A 20,279-nucleotide genomic window follows, 5' to 3' on the forward strand; every position below is an offset into this window, starting at 1 on the left:
TCAGCTTAGGAGACCTACGGCCAGCCATGGCCCAGGAAGTCGGATCTCGGTCGCTACGCTCCCCAAACCTGACTTCCTGCCTTCCTCAACCTCTTCCTTCCAAGTGCTTCGTGTGGTGCTATGGGCTAGAGTTTCCCCATCAGCCTGTGTGGAGGACAGACGACTCTGACCCTCGGTTCGCACCGGATCGGCTGCAATGCTCTTCAACGGTCCCATCCTTGTCTAAGGAGTGGGATTTTCTAACTGGCAAGCAGTGGGATTGGTGGAGAGCTGGGTGGGCACAGTCCCTGGAGTACAGGGCACGCCATTTCCAGGCGAGTAGCTGTTGTTATTGATTTGGCTCGAGGCGTTCGCATTCTGGCGGGTAATCCGCACATCGATCAGGTTGCCCTGAAGCTGCAAAGTCGTGCTGACGGTGTCGGTGTCCGTTCGCAGAATGACTAAATTCTCGCTATCGGGCGAGGTGACGTAGATCTTGCCGGTCGGGAAGTTATAGGACGACGCTACCATCCTCGGATGAGGGGTCGTTCCATCCTGGTTCACCGGCAACACAATGGTCTTCTCAACTGTGTAGGTGCTCAAGTTGACGATTGAGATTGTCCCATCCTTGGAGTTCGCCACATAAGCGCGGCTGCCGTCCTGGAGCACGGTGACCGATGACGGTCCGTTGCCAACTGGTACGTTGTGAATCGTCCCAAACTGGGGAGAGTCATTGTCGAACGTGTCCGTGCTCACGTCGATCACGCTGATGGTGTTGGAGTCATAGTTCGCCGTCACCAATTGGCTCGTGGTGTCGTAGAGTTCGCCATAGACCGGCCCAGCAGGTAGCGTGAAGGTCGCGGAGGGGTTGAACTGGGTGTCGAGTGCGTTCTTCTGCGTATCGATAACCGTCACTGTACCGCTGCCGCGGTTCAGAATGAACGTACGAAGGCCATCCGCTGACTGCAAGCCGTACACCGGACAGATCCCCACGGGGATCGTGGCCGAGATCGAGAAGGTTGAGGTCTCGAGGGCAGATGCAACTCCATTTGTCGTCACACTGGCAGGGTTGGCGCACGGGCTGGCCACACCGGGTGTTCCAACTAGCTGGCTGATCGCGTAGAAGCGGCTGGAGGCGCTGCGGCCCGCCATGTTTATCAGTCCAACGGGAAGCTGAAGCGCCTGCTTGAGTCCAGGAGGCGAACCCGTCAAGACATCGATCTGATTGCTCGATGCGTCCACCACATAGAGATTTCCGGTTCCGGAAGTGGTGTTGATCGGCACTGAATTGGCGGTCAAGGTGCTGGTCAAAACATTCTTTGTCTGTAGGCTGGTCGAGATCGGAATATCGCTGAGGCTGCCGTCGCGGTCGATAGTGTAGGCAGTGGCCCCTGCAATATCCAGGGTGAAATCCAAGGGCAAATTGCCGATCGTCGCCTGCGCGAGCACAGTATCCCCGGAGAAGTCTAGAACCGTCGCCACGCCCGCCTCCGTGCCGTCCGGCTGGGTGATGGCAACCGCATAGGCGGTCGGAGCCGGACTCGGACCAGTCGGGCGCACTGGATTCACCACGGGGCGGTATTGCGCCCCACATCCGGCCATGATGAAAACCAGCAAAGCGCTGGCGCTCCGCCAGATGTTCCCAGCACGCAGCCGGGTGTTCAAGGAAGAACCGAATTGATCTTCAACGCCGATTCCGTCGTGTCTTGGAAATTCCATCGTCCCGGCTGCGGTATCTCTGCTCTCACCCGCGGACTGCCCGGGCACTGCCATGCTTTGCACTCGTAAATACCTCACTACGAAATCGATCCTGAACAATGCTTGATTGTAAATCACCCAGGAAAACCCGCTCCTGAAAGCGCGAACGCCTGAATCAGTTCGACGGTCCGGAAGAATCATGGCGAGCTCAAGGCATTCGAGTAGCATGCGGGATAATAGCCATATGGCGGAGACCCCGCTGCCCGACGCTAAGGCTGAGCGCGAAGGCAGACTTCACTGGCAATCGAAAGTGTTGCTGCTGCTGGTGCTAATCGTGGCAGCAGCCGGACTCGTCCGCAGCATCACTGCCTCCTGGAGTGCGGCGACGAGGGAAGGCCTTGCCATCTGCGCCGCCTTTGGTGCACTGGTATGGCTGCTGCGGGCTGCAACGCCGCTGGCGGCCGTCACCGGATTTCTGCTGACGTCGTGCATGTATCTCGGGACCGTCGAGCAACCCAGCGGTGGCTGGGAACACACCGCGCTGCTCCTGGGGCTGGCTTTGTTTGTCCTCGCTTTCGCGGCCACCCGCTTCCGCCGAAGCCAGAAAGAGCAGCGGGGCCTGGCTGAATCGCGCCGCGGTCGAGGCGCGTCCCAAGTCGCTGCGAATATGGGCGCCGCCGCCTTCGCGGCCTTGCCATGCCTCGCTTCCCCCAGCCTGCTCTCGCACAGTCTCACGTTCGCCAGGCCGATCTTGTTTACGGCCTTGATCGCAGCACTTGCCGAAGCGGCCGCCGACACCGTCTCCTCAGAGATCGGGCAGGCCGTAGGCGGTCAACCCAGGCTGCTGACCAGCCTCAAGGCCGTTGCGCCCGGTACCGATGGAGGCATCACCGTTGCCGGCAGCCTGGCCGGATGCGCCGCCGCTGCGTTTGTCGTCCTCATAAGCATGCCGACGCTTCGCCTCAATCCTCGGCAGGCCGCCATCGCCTGGATTGCGGCCATCGTTGGCCTCTTCGCCGACAGCCTTATCGGGGCGACGCTCGAGCGCCAGGGATGGCTCAACAATGATCTGGTCAACTTTCTCTCAACCACCATTGCCGCTTTGATCGTTCTGGCCTTGATGACGATCTTCTAGTTGAGAATTTTCTCGCCAGAGTTGATCCGCGAGAACCACCGACGTTTGGATCTGGCGCTCCGGAATGCGCCAGTATCTCCTAAGCAGCCGGTCTTTTTCCGCTGGACTCACTAGCTCGAAGCCATGCTTTTGATAGAAATGGATCGCCCAGACCGCGCTTGCCCAGGTACCAATCAAGACCGGAATGCTCGTAAGCGCCCGCAAGCGAGACAGCAGCAGCGTGCCAATTCCCCGCTTCTGGCTCGCGCTGCAAACGTACGCATGCCGGATGAGGGTCACATCCTCGACTGCCTGCAGGCCCATGACAGCTAGCAGCGTTCCGCTCTCTTCGTAACCCCAGAAGACTACTCCCTGATCGATCTGAAGCTGAAGTTCCTCCTTCGGCATATATGGTTCCTTCCAGCGATCCGCGGGAATGACGCCTTGATAAGCCCGCGCGCCATCGTTGATCACCGTCCAAATCCTCTCGAAATCACCCTGATCGCATTTTCGGACCATTCTGCTTCCTCTCCACCACGGCTTCTTGAGGTTACCCGGCCGATGCCGCTTTGCACTATGCTGAAAACGCACGCATCAACGTAGCCATCATGGATTTCGAACAGCTCCGTACCTTCCTCGAAGTTGCGCGCCACAAAAGCTTCTCCCGCGCCGGCGAGAAGCTGTCGCTGACCCAGCCTGCCATCTCTGCCCAGATTCGTTCTCTCGAAACTGAAGTCGGTGCTCAGCTCTTCGATCGCTCCGGAGGCAAGGTCACTTTCACCGCAGCCGGACGCGTCTTTGAGCCCTTCGCTGAACATTGCCTCGAATGCCACCAGCACATTCTGCTCGCAGTCGGCGAGATGCAGCGCATGCCTCGCGGCGAGGTCTCGATCAGCGCCAATGAGTCCACTTGCCTCTACGTGCTGCCGCAGGTTTTCACTCAGTTCAAACAGCAGTATTCCCGGGTGGGGCTTAACATCATTCGCGCCGACCGGTCGCGCACCCTCGAAGCGGTGCAGAATCGCGAAGTCGACTTTGGAGTCATCGCGCTCCCGGTCAAAGACCCCAGGCTCACTGCCGAATGGATCCACAAAGACGAACTCGTGCTGGCCGCGGCCCCGGGTCACGCCCTGGCCAAGGCCGACAGGTTGCGCATGGAAGACATCGCCCGATACCCAATACTCTTGCCGAAGCAAGGCCGTCAACGGGAGCAGATTGACTTGCTCTTCAGCATCCGCGAGCTCAAGCCCAATATCGGGATGGAACTGGACTCGAGCGAATTGCTGAAACGCTTTGTCGCGGCCGGTATGGGGATCGGCTTCGTGCCGCGTTCGGGGTTGGTAGCCGACGAGCAGGGTGGCACGCTCAAAGTGCTTCCCATCGAGGGAGTTCGCTTGCAGCGCGAATTAGCGCTCGTCTTCCGCAAGGACAAGTCGCTGAGCCGCGCCGCTCAAGCCTTTCTCGAGATCGCCACCGGCCGCCCACGGCTTACACGCAACTCGACGGCCGCGCCAAAAACCCTCGAGAAGTTTCCCGCAAAGCCTGCTGCGAAAACTAAGTAAAAATGAGCGCCGCCTTGCGGTCACTGACTGCATCGTTAGCGGCGATTCGCGTATCTTTCACTGAGGAGCATTTATGCCATGCCATCTAGTCTGAACTACCGGATCGGTCTGATCCAGATGTCCTGCGGTCCCGATCCCGACGCTAATCTCGACAAGGCCGCCGACCGCGTCCGCGAGGCCGCGCGCGAAGGCGCGAATGTCGTTTGTCTGCCCGAGCTCTTTCGGGCGCAATACTTCTGCCAGCGGGAAGACACCGCTTTATTCGATCTTGCCGAACCAATCCCCGGCCCCAGCACCGAACGCCTCGCCGCAGTCGCACGCGAAGAAAAAGTAGTCGTCATTGCCTCGCTGTTCGAGCGCCGCGCCGCCGGACTCTACCACAACACCGCCGCAGTTCTGCACAAGGACGGCACTCTCGCCGGACTGTATCGCAAGATGCACATTCCCGACGATCCTCTGTATTACGAGAAGTTCTACTTCACTCCCGGCGATCTTGGTTTCAAGGCCTTCGACACCGCGGTCGGCAAAATCGGCACTCTCGTGTGCTGGGACCAGTGGTATCCGGAAGGTGCGCGCATCACCGCCATGCAAGGCGCGAACGTACTCTTCTATCCCACCGCAATCGGCTGGCATCCGGCCGAGAAAGAAGAGTTCGGCACCGCGCAATATGAAGCCTGGCAGACGATTCAGCGTGCCCATGCCATCGCCAACGGCGTCTATGTGGGCGCGGTGAACCGCGTCGGCGAAGAGCATGGCGACGTCCGTGGCAACCGGGTCGAAGGTCCGGGGCTGCAGTTCTGGGGTGGTTCCTTTATTGCTGACCCCTTCGGCCGCATCGTCGCCAAAGCTTCGCATGACCGGGAAGAGATCCTCGTCGCCGAAGTGAATCTGCGGCTGCTTGAAGACACGCGGCGCAACTGGCCCTTCTTGCGCGATCGCCGCATCGACGCCTACCAGCCAATCGTCCATCGCTTCCTCGACGCCAGTACCACCGGGAGCGAGAAGTGAGCCTGCACGAGCAAACTCCGCGCCAGCTCGGCTACAAGATGCCCGCGGAGTGGGAGCGCCACGAAGCGACGTGGATCGCCTGGCCGCATAACGCGACCGACTGGCCGGGAAAGTTCCTGGCCATCCCCTGGGTCTATGCCGACATCGTTCGCAAGCTCTCTCAAGTCGAGACGGTCCATGTTCTTGTCGACGACAAAGCGGCAGAGCAAAGGGCCACCAGCATCCTGCTCCGAGCCGGTGCAAATCTTGGCGCGGTCTGCTTCCATCAGGTAAAAACCGACCGCGTCTGGACTCGGGATTCCGGGCCGATCTTTGTCAAAAACTTCAAGGCAATCCAACAGAATACCGTCGCAGTTACAAATTGGAAGTTTAACGCTTGGGCCAAATACGAGAATTGGCATCATGACGATCAAGTTCCCGATCACGCAGCGGCATTCTTGAAAATGCAGCAGTGGAAACCAAACATCCGCCTCCAGAACGGACAGGAACACCGGCTAGTCCTCGAAGGCGGCAGCATCGATGTCAACGGTTCAGGAGTGCTGATTACCACCGAAGAATGCCTCCTGAGCACCGTGCAGCAAAGAAATCCAGGAGTGAGCCGCGAACAGCTGGAGCAGGTCTTTCACGACTATCTTGGTATCGAGAAGGTGCTTTGGATGAATCGAGGCTGTGCTGGGGACGACACTCACGGCCACGTCGACGACATCACCCGGTTCGTCTCTGAAAACACAATTGTCACCGCGACTGAGGCAAATACCTCCGACGAAAACCATGACCCTCTCGCTGAGAACCTCGATCGTTTGAAATCGGCGAAAAACCTCCACGGAAAGCCATTTCAGATCGTCGAACTCCCCATGCCCTCGCCTGTCGTGTTCGATGGGCAGAGACTACCCGCCAGCTATGCGAACTTTTATATTGCCAACCACGTTGTTTTGGTCCCGTCCTTCAACGACCCAAACGACCGGAAGGCGCTCGCCATCCTGGCAGAGCTGTTTCCCGATCGAACGGTGAGTGGGATTCACTGCGGCGATCTTATCTGGGGTCTGGGAGCGCTGCATTGCATGACTCAGCAGCAGCCTGCGTGAGCAAGTCGCCAGCGGGCGGGGCTCGATGAACGAAGACGAAGGCTATCTCCGTCTCGCCCTTGAACAGGCCCGGCTCGCCGCGGAAGCAGGAGAAGTCCCGGTGGGCTCGATCGTGGTCTATGCGGGAGAAATCGTAGGCGTCGGCCGGAATGCCGTACTCGCAACGCTTGACCCGACTGCCCATGCCGAGATCGTAGCTATGCGAGCGGCTGCACAACGCTTGCAGAACTATCGCCTCACCGGCTGCGAGCTTTACACTACGCTCGAGCCCTGCTCGATGTGCGCCGGAGCCATGATTCACACTCGTATCTCGCGGCTCATCTACGGCGCCGCCGATCCCAAGGCAGGGGCTGCGGGATCGGTAGTCGAGGTCGTGAACCATCCGCAACTCAATCATCAGATGAAGATCACCTCAGGTGTCCTCTCCGAGCAGTGCGGGGAGTTGCTGCGCGCCTTCTTCCGCGAACGCCGCCAGTCCCCATCCCCGGATCTTTAACCGCGGGTCAGCGCCACGATCAGCTCCTCTGAACCCGGATACTTCTGCAATAAGTCTGCCCGCCTGCCTGTCTCATAATCCGCATAATCGAAGCCTGGACTGACCGTGCAACCCAGCAGCGCAACCTGCCCTCCGGGAACTAACCGTGAACCTTGCCACACGCCCTGCGGCACCATTAGCTGCGGCAACTCCCCCGCCGCTAAATCATCCCCCAGAACCACCACTCGCGAGCTTCCATCGGGCCACAGTTGCAGCATCTCCACGGGATCGCCGAGATAGAAGTGAAAGACCTCGTCCGAGATGAGCTTGTGCATTTCGGAAAATGTCGACGGCTCGAGCAGATAGTAGATCGCCGTCCCCGCCGCTCGCGCGCCACTATATCGAGAGGGCAGCGCCGCCACTGGAATCTCCTCCTCGGCTTTCCATGTTTGCACGAAAAAGCCGCCTTCTCGCGGATGTGCCTCCAGACCTAAGTGCGCTTTGATCTCGTCCGCCGTCATCGCTTACCCTCCTACCAGCAAATCATATCGGGAACTCTCCACGACCATGCGGGGTCTAAGCGAGCAGGTGACTCGCCACCTTTTAGATCGTTCTTGCTAGATCGTTCTTAGGAGGCGCTATGTTTGAAGACAGCCTGGTCGAGTCGCAGAACCGTATCCGCACCCGCAGCAGATGGTTCGCCATCGGATCATTTTTCGCGCAGGCAGCTTTGCTGTTGCTGCTGATTCTCTTTCCGCTCTTCCATCCTCAGGCATTGCCGAGACAGTCGCTGGAAAGGCTGTTGGTTGCGCCGCCTCCGCCTCACGCGCCTGCTCGGCTTGAAACCCGCCGGACAGAGTCAGCGCCCGTTCATTCGCCACTGCCAAGCCTGGAGTCGCAATTGCGGATCCCAAGCAGGATTCCGGCGGCGCCGGCCATGATCGACGATGGCGGCGCGCCGTCTATGCCGAGTGCCCTCGGCAACGGCAATGGTCCGGGAATCCCGGCCGGCATCGACTTAGGTGCGCCGGCTCCATCAATCGTGGTAGCAAAGCCGCCCGTCCCCCAACAGCCGGTTCGTCTCTCAGGCGGTGTCGCGGCCGGACAACTCCTCACCCCGATTCATCCAACCTATCCTGCAATTGCCAAACAGGCGCGGATTCAAGGCACAGTAATCATCGACGCCACCATCTCCCGCCAAGGCATGATCGAGAACCTACGCGTCCTCGAAGGGCCTCCTATGCTCCGGCAATCGGCGATCGATGCAGTCGCCGCCGCACGCTATCGGCCGTTCCTTCTGAATAACGAGCCAGTCGAGGTTGAGACCACCGTACGTGTCATCTTTTCGCTCGATAACTGAAAGCCAATGCGCGCCGGAACTGGGATGCATATCATGTGCGTATCCTGTTCCGGAGCGTGGCCCATGCAGAATTTGCTGAACGACTTCCGCTATGCCCTGCGCCAGTTGCAGAAGAGCCCGGTTTTCACCTTTACTGCGGTCCTCACGTTGGCGCTGGGGATCGGAGCGAATACGGCGATCTTCACCGTGGTGCAGTCGCTGCTGCTGGCGCCGCTCGACTATCCGGAGGCGGACCGGATCATGGCGCTCAACACGCGCTATGAGCAACAGGGCAGGGAGACGCCGCGAGTCACCGGAGCAGATCTGGTCGACATTCGCAACCAGTCGAAGAGTGTCAGCGCGATCGGCTACTACCAGGGAGGCGGAGGCGAAGCAGGTGTCCAGATTCGCGACCATTCGAGCTTTACCGCCGTGAGCGCGGTCGATGCGGGTTTTGCCCGCGTCTTGCAGGTGGCGCCAGAGGCTGGCCGTTGGTTCGTGGACTCTGAGGCGAAGCATGCAGCGGTGGTGAATGCCAACTTCGCCCGCGATCATTTTGGAGGTGTGCAGGCCGCGATCGGCCAGACCATCGCCGTCGAGGGGCAGCCGGTGCAGATCGTCGGTGTGCTGCCGGCGGCCTTCGACTTTCCCGATCACACCCAGGTGTGGATGGCCGAAGCCGAGCAGCCGCAAACGCCTTCGCGTACCGCGTTCAACTACCGTGCCGTCGTCAGGCTGCGGCACGGTGTCTCGATGGCTGCCGCGCAATCAGAACTAACGGCGATCGCCAGTCGCCTCCAGTCCGCTTATCCTGGCGACAACAAAGACAAGACTTTCCGCCTCGTTCCGCTCCAGGAGCAACTTGTCGGTTCCGTACGCCCGATGCTGCTGCTTTTGATGGCCTCAGTCGCACTGATTCTGCTTATCGCCTGCGTCAATGTGATGCATCTCTACATGGCCCGGGCAGTGGACCGGCAGCGCGAGCTTGCGGTGCGCACTGCGCTTGGCTCAACTCGCTCTCAACTTGGCAGACTGGTCGTGGTGGAAAGTCTGCTGGTCTCGTTTGCAGGTGCAATCGTGGGGATCTTCCTCGCTATCCCCCTGGTGAAGATGCTCGTCAGGATTGCCCCTGCAAATCTGCCTCGTTCCGCTGACATTCATCTGAACTTCGGGGTCCTGGCATTTACCGCCGGGATTGCTCTGCTGGCAACGGTCGCCGCTTCGTTGCTTCCGGCACGGCAGGCGACGCGGGTCGACCCGATAGTCGCGCTGAAGCAGGATAGTTCGCGCGGCATGTCGAGCCGTCACTCGTCGAGGCTGCGAAGCGGACTGGTGGTCGCCGAAGTTGCCGCGACCTTCGTGCTTGCATTCGGAGCGGCGCTGCTGGGTCGCACCATGCTGGTCTTGCAGAACACCGATCCTGGATATCGAAAATCCGATCTGTTAATCGTCGACGCGGACGCTCCAGCATCGACACTGGAAAGCTCGATCCAAGCTACCCAGAAATTCGAGACGATCTTTGCTGAACTTCGCGCGCTGCCGGGTGTTGAGAGCGTCGGCGGCGTCATGGGCCTGCCGACCGGAAGCTATGGCTCGAACGGCTATTACGGAGTCATCGGCGCTCCATACGACGTACAACACGGGCCGCAAGCGGTCTTCACTCTGGCCAGTCCGGACTACTTTCGTACCATGGCAGTCCCGTTGTTGAGCGGAAGAGACTTCACTCGCCGGGATGACTACGATGCTCCCCCGGTAGCAATTGTGAGCGAATCGCTCGCGCGGCAGAGCTTTCCCGGCCAAGACCCGATCGGACGCCAGATCGAATGCGGTCTCGATGCGCCCGGCAAATGGATGACCATCGTTGGCGTGGTTCGCGACCTGCGCCAGGACTCGCCCGCCGATGCGCCAGGACCGGCGCTTTACATGCCGCTGCTACAGCATCCTTCCATGGCGGCGCAGATCAATATCGCCATCCACACCCGCCTGTCTCCGGTCGCCTTGATCGATACCGTGCGAGGAAAAATCGAGAGAGTCGATCCAGCAATTGCGGCCCGGTTCACGACCATGAACACGATGGTTGGAGACTCGGTCGAGATGCAGCATTTCCGCAGCATTCTAATCGGCAGCTTCGCCGCGGTTGGGCTGCTGCTTGCCGTTCTTGGAGTCTATGGAACGGTGGCGTACTCGGTCGCGCAACGCACCTTCGAAGTCGGCATCCGTATGACGTTTGGCGCGGAACGCGCGAGCATCCTGAAGCTGGTGTTGTTGCAGGTGCTGATGCTCGCGGGTATCGGCGTCGGTGCCGGGCTGATGGCCAGCCTGATCGCTGGGCACTGGATCGGCAGCATGCTGGTAGGCGTCAGTCCAGCCGACCCGGTCAGCCTGGCCATCGCTATCGGAGTCCTGCTGAGCGCCGCTTTGCTGGCCGCCTTCCTGCCCGCGCGCAGGGCCGCACTGGTAGATCCGGTGAAAGCGCTTCGGGGTCTTTGAAGCTGTTGCTAGAACGGACCTAAGCGTCGAGTAGACGCAAAAAAGCCCGACTCGATGTCGGGCGTTTTTGCTTGCCTATTCAGTCGTTGCCTGTTGAATGCAGAAGCCTACTTCCTGGTTGCCTTTTTTGCAGCTGTCTTCTTGGCTGCGGTTTTGGTTGCCTTTTTAGCGGTTGCCTTTTTAGCGGTTGCTTTTTTTGCGGGAGCCTTCTTCGCTACCGCCTTCTTTGCCGGCGCCTTCTTGGCTACTGCCTTCTTCGCCGGGGCTTTCTTGGCTGGCGCCTTCGTGGCCGCCTTCTTTGTTGCCTTTTTAACTGCCAAAGTACTACCTCGCTTGATTGGTTTTGGAATGCCGGCACTCTTCTTTTTCGAGGCTGCGGACTTCTTTACAGCCTTGCCGCCGCTGAGAGTGCCTGTACTGCTCTTCTTAGCGGCCGACTTCGATGCGGCCTTTTTGGCCGGAACTTGATTCACTGCCGATTTCTTCGCCACTACCTTTTTAGCTGGCGCTTTCTTCGTCGCAGCAACTGCAGGGGCTTGCTTCTTGGCCGCGCTCTTCTTCGCGGTCGCTTTCCTGGCCGGCGCAGCCGTAGGCTCAGGCTCCTCCACTGAAGCAGGCTCGGCATCGACAACTACTAACAGCGGCGGTTCGCCCAGATCGTCGTCTTCGTCATCCTCCTCATCCTCTTCTTCGTCGAGAAGTGAAAGATTGACGCGGACTTCCTCCTCCTCTTCATCCTCGCTGAAGTCGTCATCGAGCTCGCCAGCTAGTTCGCTTCCCTCCGATTCTGGCTCGCCATCGCTAAAAGCGTAGTGTTTGTAATTGTCCTGCATGTTTGCTGCCCTCCGGGCTCAAAGATAATTTGTCTCAAACTTGAATAGCATTCAACGCGAATGCAACGCAATTACGATACTTGCCTGCCGCGCGGATTATAGCAACAGCATGATACGTGTCGCCAATCAACGCAAGCGAGAAGTGCGCTATGGCCGCGAAGATGGCTGTTTCGTTCCTTTGGGAACACTCGCCGCATGTGTCGATGAAACTCTTGTTGTTGTCGGGGTTCCCGCCGAGTGACTCACCTTCGTATGCGAAGAACTCCGGGCTGCAGTCTTCACCGTCGATGGCTTGGCTGTGGCGTGGGCCCGCGCGGGAGCACGCATCTTCGAGTGCCGGCTGCCGTGTGGGGCAACAATATGCGCCGGTTCCGAGACATATAAGCTGTGCCCCGGAGTCAATGCGGCGCCACGCAGATGGTTCCACCCGCGTAGCTCGTCCACAGAGACGTTGAACCGATCGGCAATCGTCACCAGTGTGTCGCCCCTCTTCGCAACATAACGGGTCGATCGCGAGGGTGATGCATTCGCAACCGCGGACACTGGAATGATCAGAGACCCAGTTCCAGTCAGGTCGGTGGCCTCGCCCAGCTGATTGACAAACGCAATCTCTTTAGGACTCACGTGATAGCTGCGTGCAATCTCTTCGAGCGTCTCATCCGGCGCTACCTTATGGAAGCGCCAGCTCTTGCGCCGGTCCACCGGCACTTCCTCGATGCGCTTGAGATAGACCGCTTTGGTTCCGGGCGGAAGATGGAGTTCAAAGGACTCGTCCGGGGGCGTCGCCATGCGCAGCAAGCTGGGATTGAGCGCGACGATTTCCTGCACCGGCGCCTCGACGATGTCGGAGACCAGGCGAAGGTCTACGCTATAGTTGGTGGTCACCGTGTCGGTGATCAACGGCGGATCGAAGACGATCGAATCGAGTCCATATTGCTTCGGGTTCTTGGCCATGATCGTCGCCGCCAGAATAATGGGAACATAGTTCTTCGTCTCTTCCGGTAAGGCGTTGCGGCGATAGAGTTCCCAGAAGTCCGCGTACCCGGTGCGCTGTACGGCGCGTTGCACGTTTCCCGCTCCCCAGTCATAGGCCGCCATGGCCAGATACCAATCGCCCATCTGGTTGTAGAGGAACTTGATGTAGCGGCCATAGGCGCGGGTCGACGCTTCCGGATCGAAGCGCTGGTCGTACCATGCGCTGCGCGGCGGCGCATGGGCGTCCCCGGGCATGAATTGCCACATGCCGCCTGCTCCGCTGCCGCGGCCGTTCATCACCCGCACTTGAAAGCCCGACTCGGCGACCGCCTGGTAGATCAGATCCTGTGGAACACCCTCGTCGGCGAGCACTCGCTGAATCATCTGTTTGTAGCGCGAGGCGCGAGTCAGTGAGTTCACCAGCGTATTGTGGCCAATCTTGGTATTGGTGAAGTAGTTAATGTAGCTGGCGACATAGTCATTCAGCACCAGAGGAAGGTCGGACTGGGTGGTCTTTAAGTCCGCCTGGGCCTGCGCCTTGAGCGTCGGGTCGACCGCGAAGGTGACATCGTTGGCAACATCGACAGGGGTCGGCTCGGTGTGCGGCTGGAAGCCATTGCCTTGTTTGAGCGCCTCCATCTCGAGGGTATTGACGGCATCGACGATATGCTCGAACTCAGCCGAAAGCTGAGGATCGTTCTTGATATCCAGCCCGCTCATCAGCAACTGGTCGACGGCATAGTCGAAATTGGCCTTGGCGGCCTCGACGTGGCCGGCGCGATAGTTATTCACGCCCGCCTGATAGGCTTGCTCAACGGCATCAATCAGCTGCTGATCTCTCTGCTGCTGGTTCTTTTGCTGCTGAGTCAATGGTGGACTGACACTCTGTGCTTGAACAGTCGATTGCGATCCGGCTTGCGGCGGTGGCGCAGCTTTTTGGACGGAACCGGATCCTGCGGGAGCCGCAGCAGCCTCTGCCAGGGTCGCTAAGACAAATGGCCTGCGAGTGAGAGGCCCGAGGGTCTGCGACTGCTTGCCTAGGGGGGACGAAAGGGCTTGCTGAGAATCGCTCCCAGTCAAGAATAGTGTGGCCGCGATGCAGACAGCGGCAAGAGTTTTTGATACACCCATGCGTAAGGATCGTTACTGCTTTCATTGTATGGCCTGAGCCGCAACCTCCCGATGCTAAGATTAAGGATCAGGAAAGTTTCCACGCACCCGCCGCGGCAATGACTAGAGCAGACGTACAGTGACTGTAATGCGAAGAACCGAACTCGGCAGGCCTTTTCCCGTAGGCGGGCCTACAGAATTGATTTTCGGAACATGACACCACCTGTACTTCTGCTCTGAAGGCAAAGCTCTACAACAGCGAAACCGACGGGCAGCGGCGGCCATCCGGCAACTCTTCCAGTACTCTCATCGACGACATTTTAGAACCACTCATGGACATTCAGCACATCCGCAATTTCGCCATAATCGCCCATATCGATCATGGCAAGAGCACCCTGTCCGACCGGCTGCTCGAACTCACCGGCTCGGTCACCTCCCGTGAGATGCAGGCCCAGGTGCTCGACGCCATGGACCTCGAGCGCGAACGCGGCATCACCATCAAGGCCCATGCCGTCCGCATGGCCTACCAGGCGAAGAACGGCGAAACCTATCAGCTCAACTTGATTGACACTCCCGGCCATGTCGATTTCTCGTATGAGGTCTCGCGGTCTTTGGCCTCCTGCGAGGGAGCCTTACTGGTCGTCGACGCCTCGCAGGGTGTCGAGGCCCAGACGCTCGCCAACGCCTATCTCGCCATCAGCAACGGCCTGGACATGATCCCGGTGATTAACAAGATCGACCTGCCCAGCGCCGATGTCGTGCGTACGCAAGAGATGATTGAGTCTGCAGTGGGCCTGGATGCGACCGACGCGCTTCCGGTGAGCGCCAAGACCGGCCTCGGCGTTCCCGAGGTCCTGGAGGCGATTGTGCATCGATTGCCGCCTCCGACCGGTGACCGCGAAGCCCCCTTGCAAGCCTTGATCTTCGATTCCTGGTTCGATCCCTATCGCGGCGTGGTGGTGCTGGTGCGCGTCATCAACGGACGCTTGGCTACCGGCATGAAGATTCGCCTTATGTCGAACGGCCGCGTCTTCGATGTCGACTCGATGGGCGTCCTTACTCCCAAGCCGGTCGCCATCGGCGAGCTCACTGCCGGTGAAGTCGGCTTCTTTGTCGCCACCATCAAGAACGTCGCTGACACCAAGATCGGCGACACCGTGACCGAAGACGCGCGCCCTTGCGCCGAAGCCCTAGCCGGCTTCGAAGAACTGAAGCCGATGGTCTTCGCCGGCATCTACACCATCGACTCCCATGAACACACCTTGCTCCGTGATGCCCTTGAGAAGCTGCGCTTGAATGACTCGTCCTTCTTCTTCGAGCCGGAAAGCTCCGCCGCCCTCGGCTTCGGCTTCCGCTGCGGATTCCTCGGCCTGTTGCACATGGAGATCATCCAGGAGCGGCTCGAGCGCGAATATGACCTCGACCTGATCACCACCGCACCCGGTGTGCGTTACATCATTACCTTGACCGATGGCTCCGTCCTTGAGGTCGATAATCCCTCCCGCTGGCCAGACACCACGGAGATCGAAAAGATTGAAGAGCCAGTCATTACCGCTACCATCCTGACCAATGAAGAATATGTAGGCGGCATCCTCAAGCTGGTGGAGGACAAACGTGGACGGCAAAAGAACTTTGAATACGTTACGCCCACTCGAGTCATGCTGACCTACGAGCTCCCGCTGAATGAAATCGTTCTCGATTTCTACGACCGGCTGAAAAGCGTCTCCCGCGGTTACGCTTCGCTCGACTATCAACTTGCCGGCATGTGGGAGTCGCCCATGGTGAAGATGGACATCCTCGTCGGCGGCGAACCGGTCGACGCTCTCTCAATCATCGTCCACAAGGATTTCGCCTACGACCGCGGCCGCGCTCTGGTTTCCAAGATGCGCGAATTGATCCCCAGGCAAATGTTCGAGGTCGCCATCCAGGCGGCGATCGGAGCCAAGATCGTCGCCCGGGAAACGGTCACCGCTATTCGCAAGAATGTCTTGGCAAAGTGCTATGGCGGCGACATCTCGCGAAAACGGAAGCTGCTGGAGAAGCAAAAAGAGGGCAAGAAGCGTATGAAACGAATCGGGAAAGTCGACATTCCGCAAGAGGCCTTTCTTGCGGTGTTGAAGATCGGCGAAGACAGCTCCCGTTAGAACGATACGTGCGAAGAAGTCATGGCGCATTAATGCGAATTGTGGAAAGCTCATTGGTTGCAAGCTTTTTCGCGCTATGCTCCATCGCTGGTAACGCGTATCATTACTGGCGATACTCTTCCCGAATCAATAAGTTACGCCTTCCAACGAGAGGCTTAGGCGGGAAAATTGGGTAAGTGCTTGTTACTCCCTGACGTAAATCGCAGTCTTCCACATTTTTTTCCACAAGCCTAGCTCCCCCGATGTGCAAATAAAAGACCCCGCCGAAGCGAGGTCTTTTCGAGGCTGTTTGGAATGCCGGTTACTGAGGTGAAGTCGCTGGCTTGGTGGTGCTTGGCGTACGGGCTGGGGCAGTGCTTCGCGGAGTGGTGGAAGTAGGCGTCGAGTTGGCCTGTGCTGGAACCCCGGATTTCTGGTTATAAGCCTCGACAACGGCCTGGGAGATATCCGTTCCCTGGTTGGCCCACAGCACCGGGCTCTGTTGCGCCGAAGCGTCGAGCACCAGCGTATATCCGCTCTGCGCAGCGTAGGTCTGGACAATCTGATAGACCTTTTCCGCCAGCTTCTGGTAAGTCTCGCCTGTTTCCTGCTGGAAGTCGTTCTGCGCATCCTCTCCCTGGCGCTGCAAGGACTTGGTCTTCTCGTCAATCTGCCTGGTCAGGGTTGCCTTCGTGGCCTCGGTCGCGGTGGGGCTCTGCAGCTGCTTCTTTAGTCCGTCGATCTCGTCGCTGAGCGCCTTCAGCTGGGTCTGCTTAGGTTCGAATTTCTTGCGAAGCTCAGCGAAGTCTCTCTGCCCTTCGTTAGTAGCGGCCACGGCCTGCTGAAACTGAATGATCGCGATCTTGGCCGGTCCTGCGGCAGGTACTGCGGAGGAAGCGGGCACCGGCGCGCTGGGCATCGGGGAGGCGGCGCTGGCCTGCGCCAGAGCGCTGACGCTAAACCCCGACGCGAGAATGCAAACGAATGTCAACGAACGCTTCATGTGTTTTCTACAACTCCTTCAATCTTCTTGGTTGAGATCGCCCGCATGTAGCGGAAGCGGACTGCGCTTCCTGGTCAAATCTTCTGCGCGCTTCCCTGAGCACTTCTGGAGAGGCCTTTCGACTGGCAGGCCGAAAACGCGGAGAAGAGACACGGACAGAGGACATTCACAGGAACACCCAAATTATAGGGGTCTGACTAGCAGAGGTCAACGTTGAGAGAGCTTAAAGAACGGTGAAGCTAAAGAGCGGTTAGCTAGAAGGAGCAAGCGAAAGAGCGGTCAGCGGAAGAAAAAGCTAAAGAGCGGCTAGCCAGAAGGAGCCAGCTAAGCACCGGTCAGCGGAAGAGAAGCTCAAGAATGGCCAGCGAAAAGCCGTCTTCTTTGCTGATCGTCCTCGCTTGCTTCCGCTAGCCGGTTTTTAGCTAACCGCTTCTCAGCTCCTCTCGGCTAACCGCTTTTTAGCTAAAACGTAGTGCTCACCGTCAGGCGGAAGGTCTTGCTGGGCTCCCGCAATTGGTAGAGCGAGCCATATAGCTGCTGGGATTCGGCGTAGCTGAAGTCGCCTGCTCCTCCAGCCGGGAACATGCTTCGTGTGATCAGATTCTCTCCCTCAAACTGCTTAAACAGACGGAGAGGGTTGTAAGCGTAATAGATACGGAAGGGCGCATTCACCACCGGCAAAATCACCTGCAGCTCGCCGCCTGTCGACATACGAGGAACCAGGTTCGTGCCATAGATGGGCCGGATCGAAGTAGCGAACTGGATCTGCTGACCACCCTGGCAGGATCCATTGAAATAATTCGGGCAGCCGTAAAGCGGTGCATTCAGCTGCGCAATGCCTTGCGGGCTCTGCCGTAATTGCGACTTGCGCAAGACTACGTCGATGCCGAAATCGTTGAAGAACGCAAAGGTGACGGGACCGGCGATTGGAATGCGATATTCCATGTTGCTGGTTAACTGGGTATCGCCGCCCATAGAGACAATGCCGTACACCGGGATCGGAATCTGGATGTTGCCCAGAGTGGGGTTGGTCGGATCGCGTGGAACGCCGGTACCATCCGGATTGGTGAGCGTGAAGAGCACGCGCGTGGGGATGAACCCATAGGGAGTTGCGGATCGCACATCGAATCCGCGCAAATCCTGTTCACCGCCGCTATAGAAGCGATTAAACGGTGGCGCCACGTCGCCGCTGATGCCCTGGATGTATTCAGCCTGCAGCTTGTAGCCGAAGACATTTCTGCCTTCCGGGCTGAAGTGCAGCCCGCGCATCGAGTGAAATTGCTTGAATTCCACGACCGGGCTGATGTAGCGAACGTTGCCCCAAAGGCCCGCCAATTGGAAAGCGGCCGAGAGCTCCTGCCCGTTGCGCGGTTTATAGGGGTTGTCGATGCGGTTTTCCGAAAAGCTGAACGACGCCATGCTGTTGACAATGCCGTCCAGCGCGTTCTGCCCTTGAATGCCGCTGCGGAATGCCAGCGTCTGAAAGAGATTGCTGGAGGCGGCGCTGAACGCGGTCACATTCGACCGGTTCAGGGTGTAAGTGAAACCAACCCGTTTAAAAGAATGACGGATCGGATAGCTCGCTGAAAAGCTCAGACCTGTCGTCGACTGGTTGTAGTTCTGGAGCAGCGACGAGGTCGCCGGTCCTGCATTCAAGGACTGTCCGGTACTCAGCTTGTAGTTCTTCGAGGCGTTGTAGTCGGTCTTGTTGGTGTAGATCTGGAAGCCAAGACTCAAGGGACGATTGCGGAAGTACGGCTCGGTAAACCCGAAGAGCAGGTTCCGCGCGACGTTGCCCAAGCTGGCTTGCACGCTCAGCGTCTCACCCAATCCAAGAAAGTTATTGGTCTGGTAGTTCAAGCCAAGGAATGCGCCAGACAATCCGCTCACTCCGCCGTTCAGGCCGATGCTGTTCTTGCCCTTCTCTTTGACCTTCAGCAACAGTTGGACGGTCGAGTTGTCGTCGTCGCGAATCGGCGTGGAGTCCTCTTCGACTTTGAGCGGCTCGAAATACTGGAGCTGGTTCAGACGCAGCAGACTGAGCTCCCAGAGATGGCTGTTGTAGGCTTGCCCTTCTTCCAGAAGCAACTCGCGGCGAATCACCGAGTCGCGGGTCAAGGTGTTGCCGGTGAATTCAATGCGTGACACGTAGTATTGCTTGCCTTCATCGATATCGATGTTCAGGTTCACAACCTTCTTCGCCTCATCCACCTCCGGCTTGGGAATGCCGACGAAGTTGATGTAGCCGAGCTGACCATAGGCTTTGTGCAGGGCTTCCAGGCCTTTGCCAATGGCGGTAGCGCTGAACCAGTCGCCGTCTTTAATCGCGAACTGCGATCGCAGTGCCTTGGTGTTGCTGACTGCCTTGTTTCCAGTAAAGGTAATCGAGCCCAGCCGGTAGCGCTCTCCCTCTTCCACCGGAAGCGTGATGTCGATCCGCTTCCCCTTGCGGGGACGGAAGGTGATCAACGACAACCCCGATTCATCGCGCAGACGGGTCTCGGGATCGCCGACGTTGGCGCTGTAATATCCCTTGTCGTGATACGCCTGGCGCACCCGTTCCGCATCTTCCTCAAGCTTGCTGGCGTCATAGGTCTTCGCGAACAGGTTCTCAAAGAAAATCGATCTGGGGATGCCGATCGGCTTCAGGTTCTTCATCGAGCGGCGAAGATCCCGCGTGGGATAGTGCGCATTTCCCGTGAACTCGATCTTGCCGACCTTGACCGTCGGACCCTCTTTGATATTGAAGTTGATCGCTACCGAGGCCGGCGGGATGGTCTTCACGTCCACCTTGACCACCGCGAACTGGTGGCCATGCTCCGACAGCAACTGGCGAAGCACCACTACCGCGCGCTCGACTTTGGTTGGATCGTATTGACTCTCAACCGTCAGCCCGACCTTCTCCTTCTTGAAACGGTCGAGAACATCCGACCACGTCACCGAATTCAAACCCTTGGGATTGATCTCCCGGATGGTCGGCTTTTCCTGAACGTAGATGTTGAGGATGACTCCTTTGGGAGTGTCTTCGCGCTCGATCCGGACGTTCTCAAAGTAGGCGGTATTCCAAAGCGAGTTGAAGTCCCGCTCCACGGTGATGGGGTCGTAAGCGTCGCCAGGATGACTGAACAAGCGCGCCAGGACCGTTTCTTTCGGAATACGCCGGTTGCCAATGACCCGAATTTCAGCGATGGTCTGTGGTGTGTTCTGCGGTGTGTTCTGTGGCGCGCTCTGCGCGGCCGTATCCTGCTGCGCAAAGATTGGGGCTTGGACGACACCGCTAATTGTCAGGAAGAGCAACAACGCTGCGAAAGTTTGGTACATCGAGCCTGAAAAACGGCGCGGAAGCTGTTGCTTGTGGATCTGGGAATTGCTGCTCCCTGAGCTAACGGGCAAAATGGGCACACCCCTACTGCACAAAGTCGTATCGGCGCTGCGGAAAACCTGATTATATGTGACGGAAGGGCCACTTCCCAACTTTCGCCCCT

15 protein-coding genes are annotated in these 20,279 nt (G+C 58.6%); 8 read left to right on the plus strand and 7 right to left on the minus strand.

Translation table 11 applies throughout. The annotated features are described in order from the left end of the window. Positions 1-222 precede the first annotated feature (222 nt). On the minus strand, positions 223-1,752 hold the full coding sequence (locus ACPOL_RS08115) for a YncE family protein (protein WP_150132938.1): 1,530 nt from the start codon (positions 1,750-1,752) through the stop codon (positions 223-225). Positions 1,753-1,921: 169 nt separating this feature from the next. Here ACPOL_RS08115 and ACPOL_RS08120 point away from each other — a divergent pair, with 169 nt between their 5' ends. Next, on the plus strand, positions 1,922-2,812 hold the full coding sequence (locus tag ACPOL_RS08120; protein ID WP_161557254.1) for a DUF92 domain-containing protein: 891 nt from the start codon (positions 1,922-1,924) through the stop codon (positions 2,810-2,812). Here ACPOL_RS08120 and ACPOL_RS08125 read toward each other — a convergent pair. After that, the gene (locus ACPOL_RS08125; RefSeq protein ID WP_114206607.1) at positions 2,762-3,310 is read right to left on the minus strand and encodes a GNAT family N-acetyltransferase; all 549 of its coding nucleotides are present in this window, start codon (positions 3,308-3,310) and stop codon (positions 2,762-2,764) included. The two genes, ACPOL_RS08120 and ACPOL_RS08125, sit on opposite strands and share 51 nt — an antisense overlap. Positions 3,311-3,399: 89 nt before the next feature. Between ACPOL_RS08125 and ACPOL_RS08130 the strand changes: the two genes are divergently transcribed. From ACPOL_RS08130 to tadA, 4 genes are all read left to right on the plus strand, one after another. Beyond that, positions 3,400-4,353, plus strand: coding sequence for a LysR family transcriptional regulator (locus tag ACPOL_RS08130; RefSeq protein ID WP_114210704.1), 954 nt, complete (start codon positions 3,400-3,402; stop codon positions 4,351-4,353). Between the two features lie 78 nt (positions 4,354-4,431). Continuing rightward, entirely contained in the window at positions 4,432-5,361 is a 930-nt protein-coding gene (locus tag ACPOL_RS08135) for a carbon-nitrogen hydrolase (RefSeq protein WP_114206608.1), read from the plus strand. A 38-nt stretch (positions 5,362-5,399) separates the two neighbouring features. Then, positions 5,400-6,446: an agmatine deiminase family protein gene (locus tag ACPOL_RS08140; protein ID WP_114210705.1), complete on the plus strand. Its 1,047-nt coding sequence runs from the start codon at positions 5,400-5,402 to the stop codon at positions 6,444-6,446. A 25-nt stretch (positions 6,447-6,471) separates the two neighbouring features. Continuing rightward, positions 6,472-6,942, plus strand: coding sequence for a tRNA adenosine(34) deaminase TadA (tadA, locus tag ACPOL_RS08145; RefSeq protein ID WP_114206609.1), 471 nt, complete (start codon positions 6,472-6,474; stop codon positions 6,940-6,942). Here the strand turns inward: tadA and ACPOL_RS08150 are convergent. Further along, positions 6,939-7,442 (minus strand): cupin domain-containing protein, encoded by a 504-nt coding sequence (locus tag ACPOL_RS08150; protein ID WP_114206610.1) that lies wholly within the window; start codon positions 7,440-7,442, stop codon positions 6,939-6,941. The genes tadA and ACPOL_RS08150 overlap by 4 nt on opposite strands. Before the next feature lie 119 nt (positions 7,443-7,561). Between ACPOL_RS08150 and ACPOL_RS08155 the strand changes: the two genes are divergently transcribed. Together ACPOL_RS08155 and ACPOL_RS08160 are read left to right on the plus strand one after the other, a co-directional pair. Continuing rightward, a complete protein-coding gene (locus ACPOL_RS08155) occupies positions 7,562-8,281 on the plus strand; it encodes an energy transducer TonB (protein ID WP_114206611.1) in 720 nt (239 codons plus the stop codon). 63 nt (positions 8,282-8,344) lie between these two features. Next, positions 8,345-10,750 carry an ABC transporter permease gene (locus ACPOL_RS08160; RefSeq protein ID WP_161557255.1) on the plus strand — a complete coding sequence of 802 codons (2,406 nt, stop codon included), beginning with the start codon at positions 8,345-8,347 and terminating at the stop codon, positions 10,748-10,750. A gap of 107 nt (positions 10,751-10,857) precedes the next feature. Here ACPOL_RS08160 and ACPOL_RS08165 read toward each other — a convergent pair whose 3' ends face one another. Both ACPOL_RS08165 and ACPOL_RS08170 read right to left on the minus strand, forming a co-directional pair. Beyond that, on the minus strand, positions 10,858-11,583 hold the full coding sequence (locus ACPOL_RS08165; RefSeq protein WP_201759119.1) for a hypothetical protein: 726 nt from the start codon (positions 11,581-11,583) through the stop codon (positions 10,858-10,860). A gap of 147 nt (positions 11,584-11,730) precedes the next feature. Then, entirely contained in the window at positions 11,731-13,689 is a 1,959-nt protein-coding gene (locus tag ACPOL_RS08170; RefSeq protein WP_236657321.1) for a transglycosylase SLT domain-containing protein, read from the minus strand. 311 nt (positions 13,690-14,000) lie between these two features. Here ACPOL_RS08170 and lepA point away from each other — a divergent pair, with 311 nt between their 5' ends. Beyond that, a complete protein-coding gene (lepA, locus tag ACPOL_RS08175; protein WP_114206613.1) occupies positions 14,001-15,812 on the plus strand; it encodes a translation elongation factor 4 in 1,812 nt (603 codons plus the stop codon). Between the two features lie 301 nt (positions 15,813-16,113). On the opposite strand, the gene ACPOL_RS08180 is transcribed toward lepA, so the two are convergent. Beyond that, positions 16,114-16,794, minus strand: a complete 681-nt coding sequence (locus ACPOL_RS08180) for an OmpH/Skp family outer membrane protein (RefSeq protein WP_114206614.1) — start codon at positions 16,792-16,794, stop codon at positions 16,114-16,116. A 462-nt stretch (positions 16,795-17,256) separates the two neighbouring features. After that, positions 17,257-20,115, minus strand: coding sequence for an outer membrane protein assembly factor BamA (gene bamA, locus ACPOL_RS08185; protein WP_114206615.1), 2,859 nt, complete (start codon positions 20,113-20,115; stop codon positions 17,257-17,259). Positions 20,116-20,279 lie beyond the last annotated feature (164 nt).

Origin of the sequence: Acidisarcina polymorpha, assembly GCF_003330725.1 — a bacterium.
In the GTDB taxonomy this organism is placed as follows: Bacteria; Acidobacteriota; Terriglobia; order Terriglobales; family Acidobacteriaceae; genus Acidisarcina; species Acidisarcina polymorpha.

Bases quoted from the DNA above. Each gene is read 5' to 3' on its own strand.
- ACPOL_RS08115 (WP_150132938.1), bottom strand. From the start codon at position 1,752: ATGGCAGTGCCCGGGCAGTCCGCGGGTGAGAGCAGAGATACCGCAGCC.
- ACPOL_RS08120 (WP_161557254.1), top strand. From the start codon at position 1,922: ATGGCGGAGACCCCGCTGCCCGACGCTAAGGCTGAGCGCGAAGGCAGA.
- ACPOL_RS08125 (WP_114206607.1), bottom strand. From the start codon at position 3,310: ATGGTCCGAAAATGCGATCAGGGTGATTTCGAGAGGATTTGGACGGTG.
- ACPOL_RS08130 (WP_114210704.1), top strand. From the start codon at position 3,400: ATGGATTTCGAACAGCTCCGTACCTTCCTCGAAGTTGCGCGCCACAAA.
- ACPOL_RS08135 (WP_114206608.1), top strand. From the start codon at position 4,432: ATGCCATCTAGTCTGAACTACCGGATCGGTCTGATCCAGATGTCCTGC.
- ACPOL_RS08140 (WP_114210705.1), top strand. From the start codon at position 5,400: ATGCCCGCGGAGTGGGAGCGCCACGAAGCGACGTGGATCGCCTGGCCG.
- tadA (WP_114206609.1), top strand. From the start codon at position 6,472: ATGAACGAAGACGAAGGCTATCTCCGTCTCGCCCTTGAACAGGCCCGG.
- ACPOL_RS08150 (WP_114206610.1), bottom strand. From the start codon at position 7,442: ATGACGGCGGACGAGATCAAAGCGCACTTAGGTCTGGAGGCACATCCG.
- ACPOL_RS08155 (WP_114206611.1), top strand. From the start codon at position 7,562: ATGTTTGAAGACAGCCTGGTCGAGTCGCAGAACCGTATCCGCACCCGC.
- ACPOL_RS08160 (WP_161557255.1), top strand. From the start codon at position 8,345: ATGCAGAATTTGCTGAACGACTTCCGCTATGCCCTGCGCCAGTTGCAG.
- ACPOL_RS08165 (WP_201759119.1), bottom strand. From the start codon at position 11,583: ATGCAGGACAATTACAAACACTACGCTTTTAGCGATGGCGAGCCAGAA.
- ACPOL_RS08170 (WP_236657321.1), bottom strand. From the start codon at position 13,689: ATGGGTGTATCAAAAACTCTTGCCGCTGTCTGCATCGCGGCCACACTA.
- lepA (WP_114206613.1), top strand. From the start codon at position 14,001: ATGGACATTCAGCACATCCGCAATTTCGCCATAATCGCCCATATCGAT.
- ACPOL_RS08180 (WP_114206614.1), bottom strand. From the start codon at position 16,794: ATGAAGCGTTCGTTGACATTCGTTTGCATTCTCGCGTCGGGGTTTAGC.
- bamA (WP_114206615.1), bottom strand. From the start codon at position 20,115: ATGTACCAAACTTTCGCAGCGTTGTTGCTCTTCCTGACAATTAGCGGT.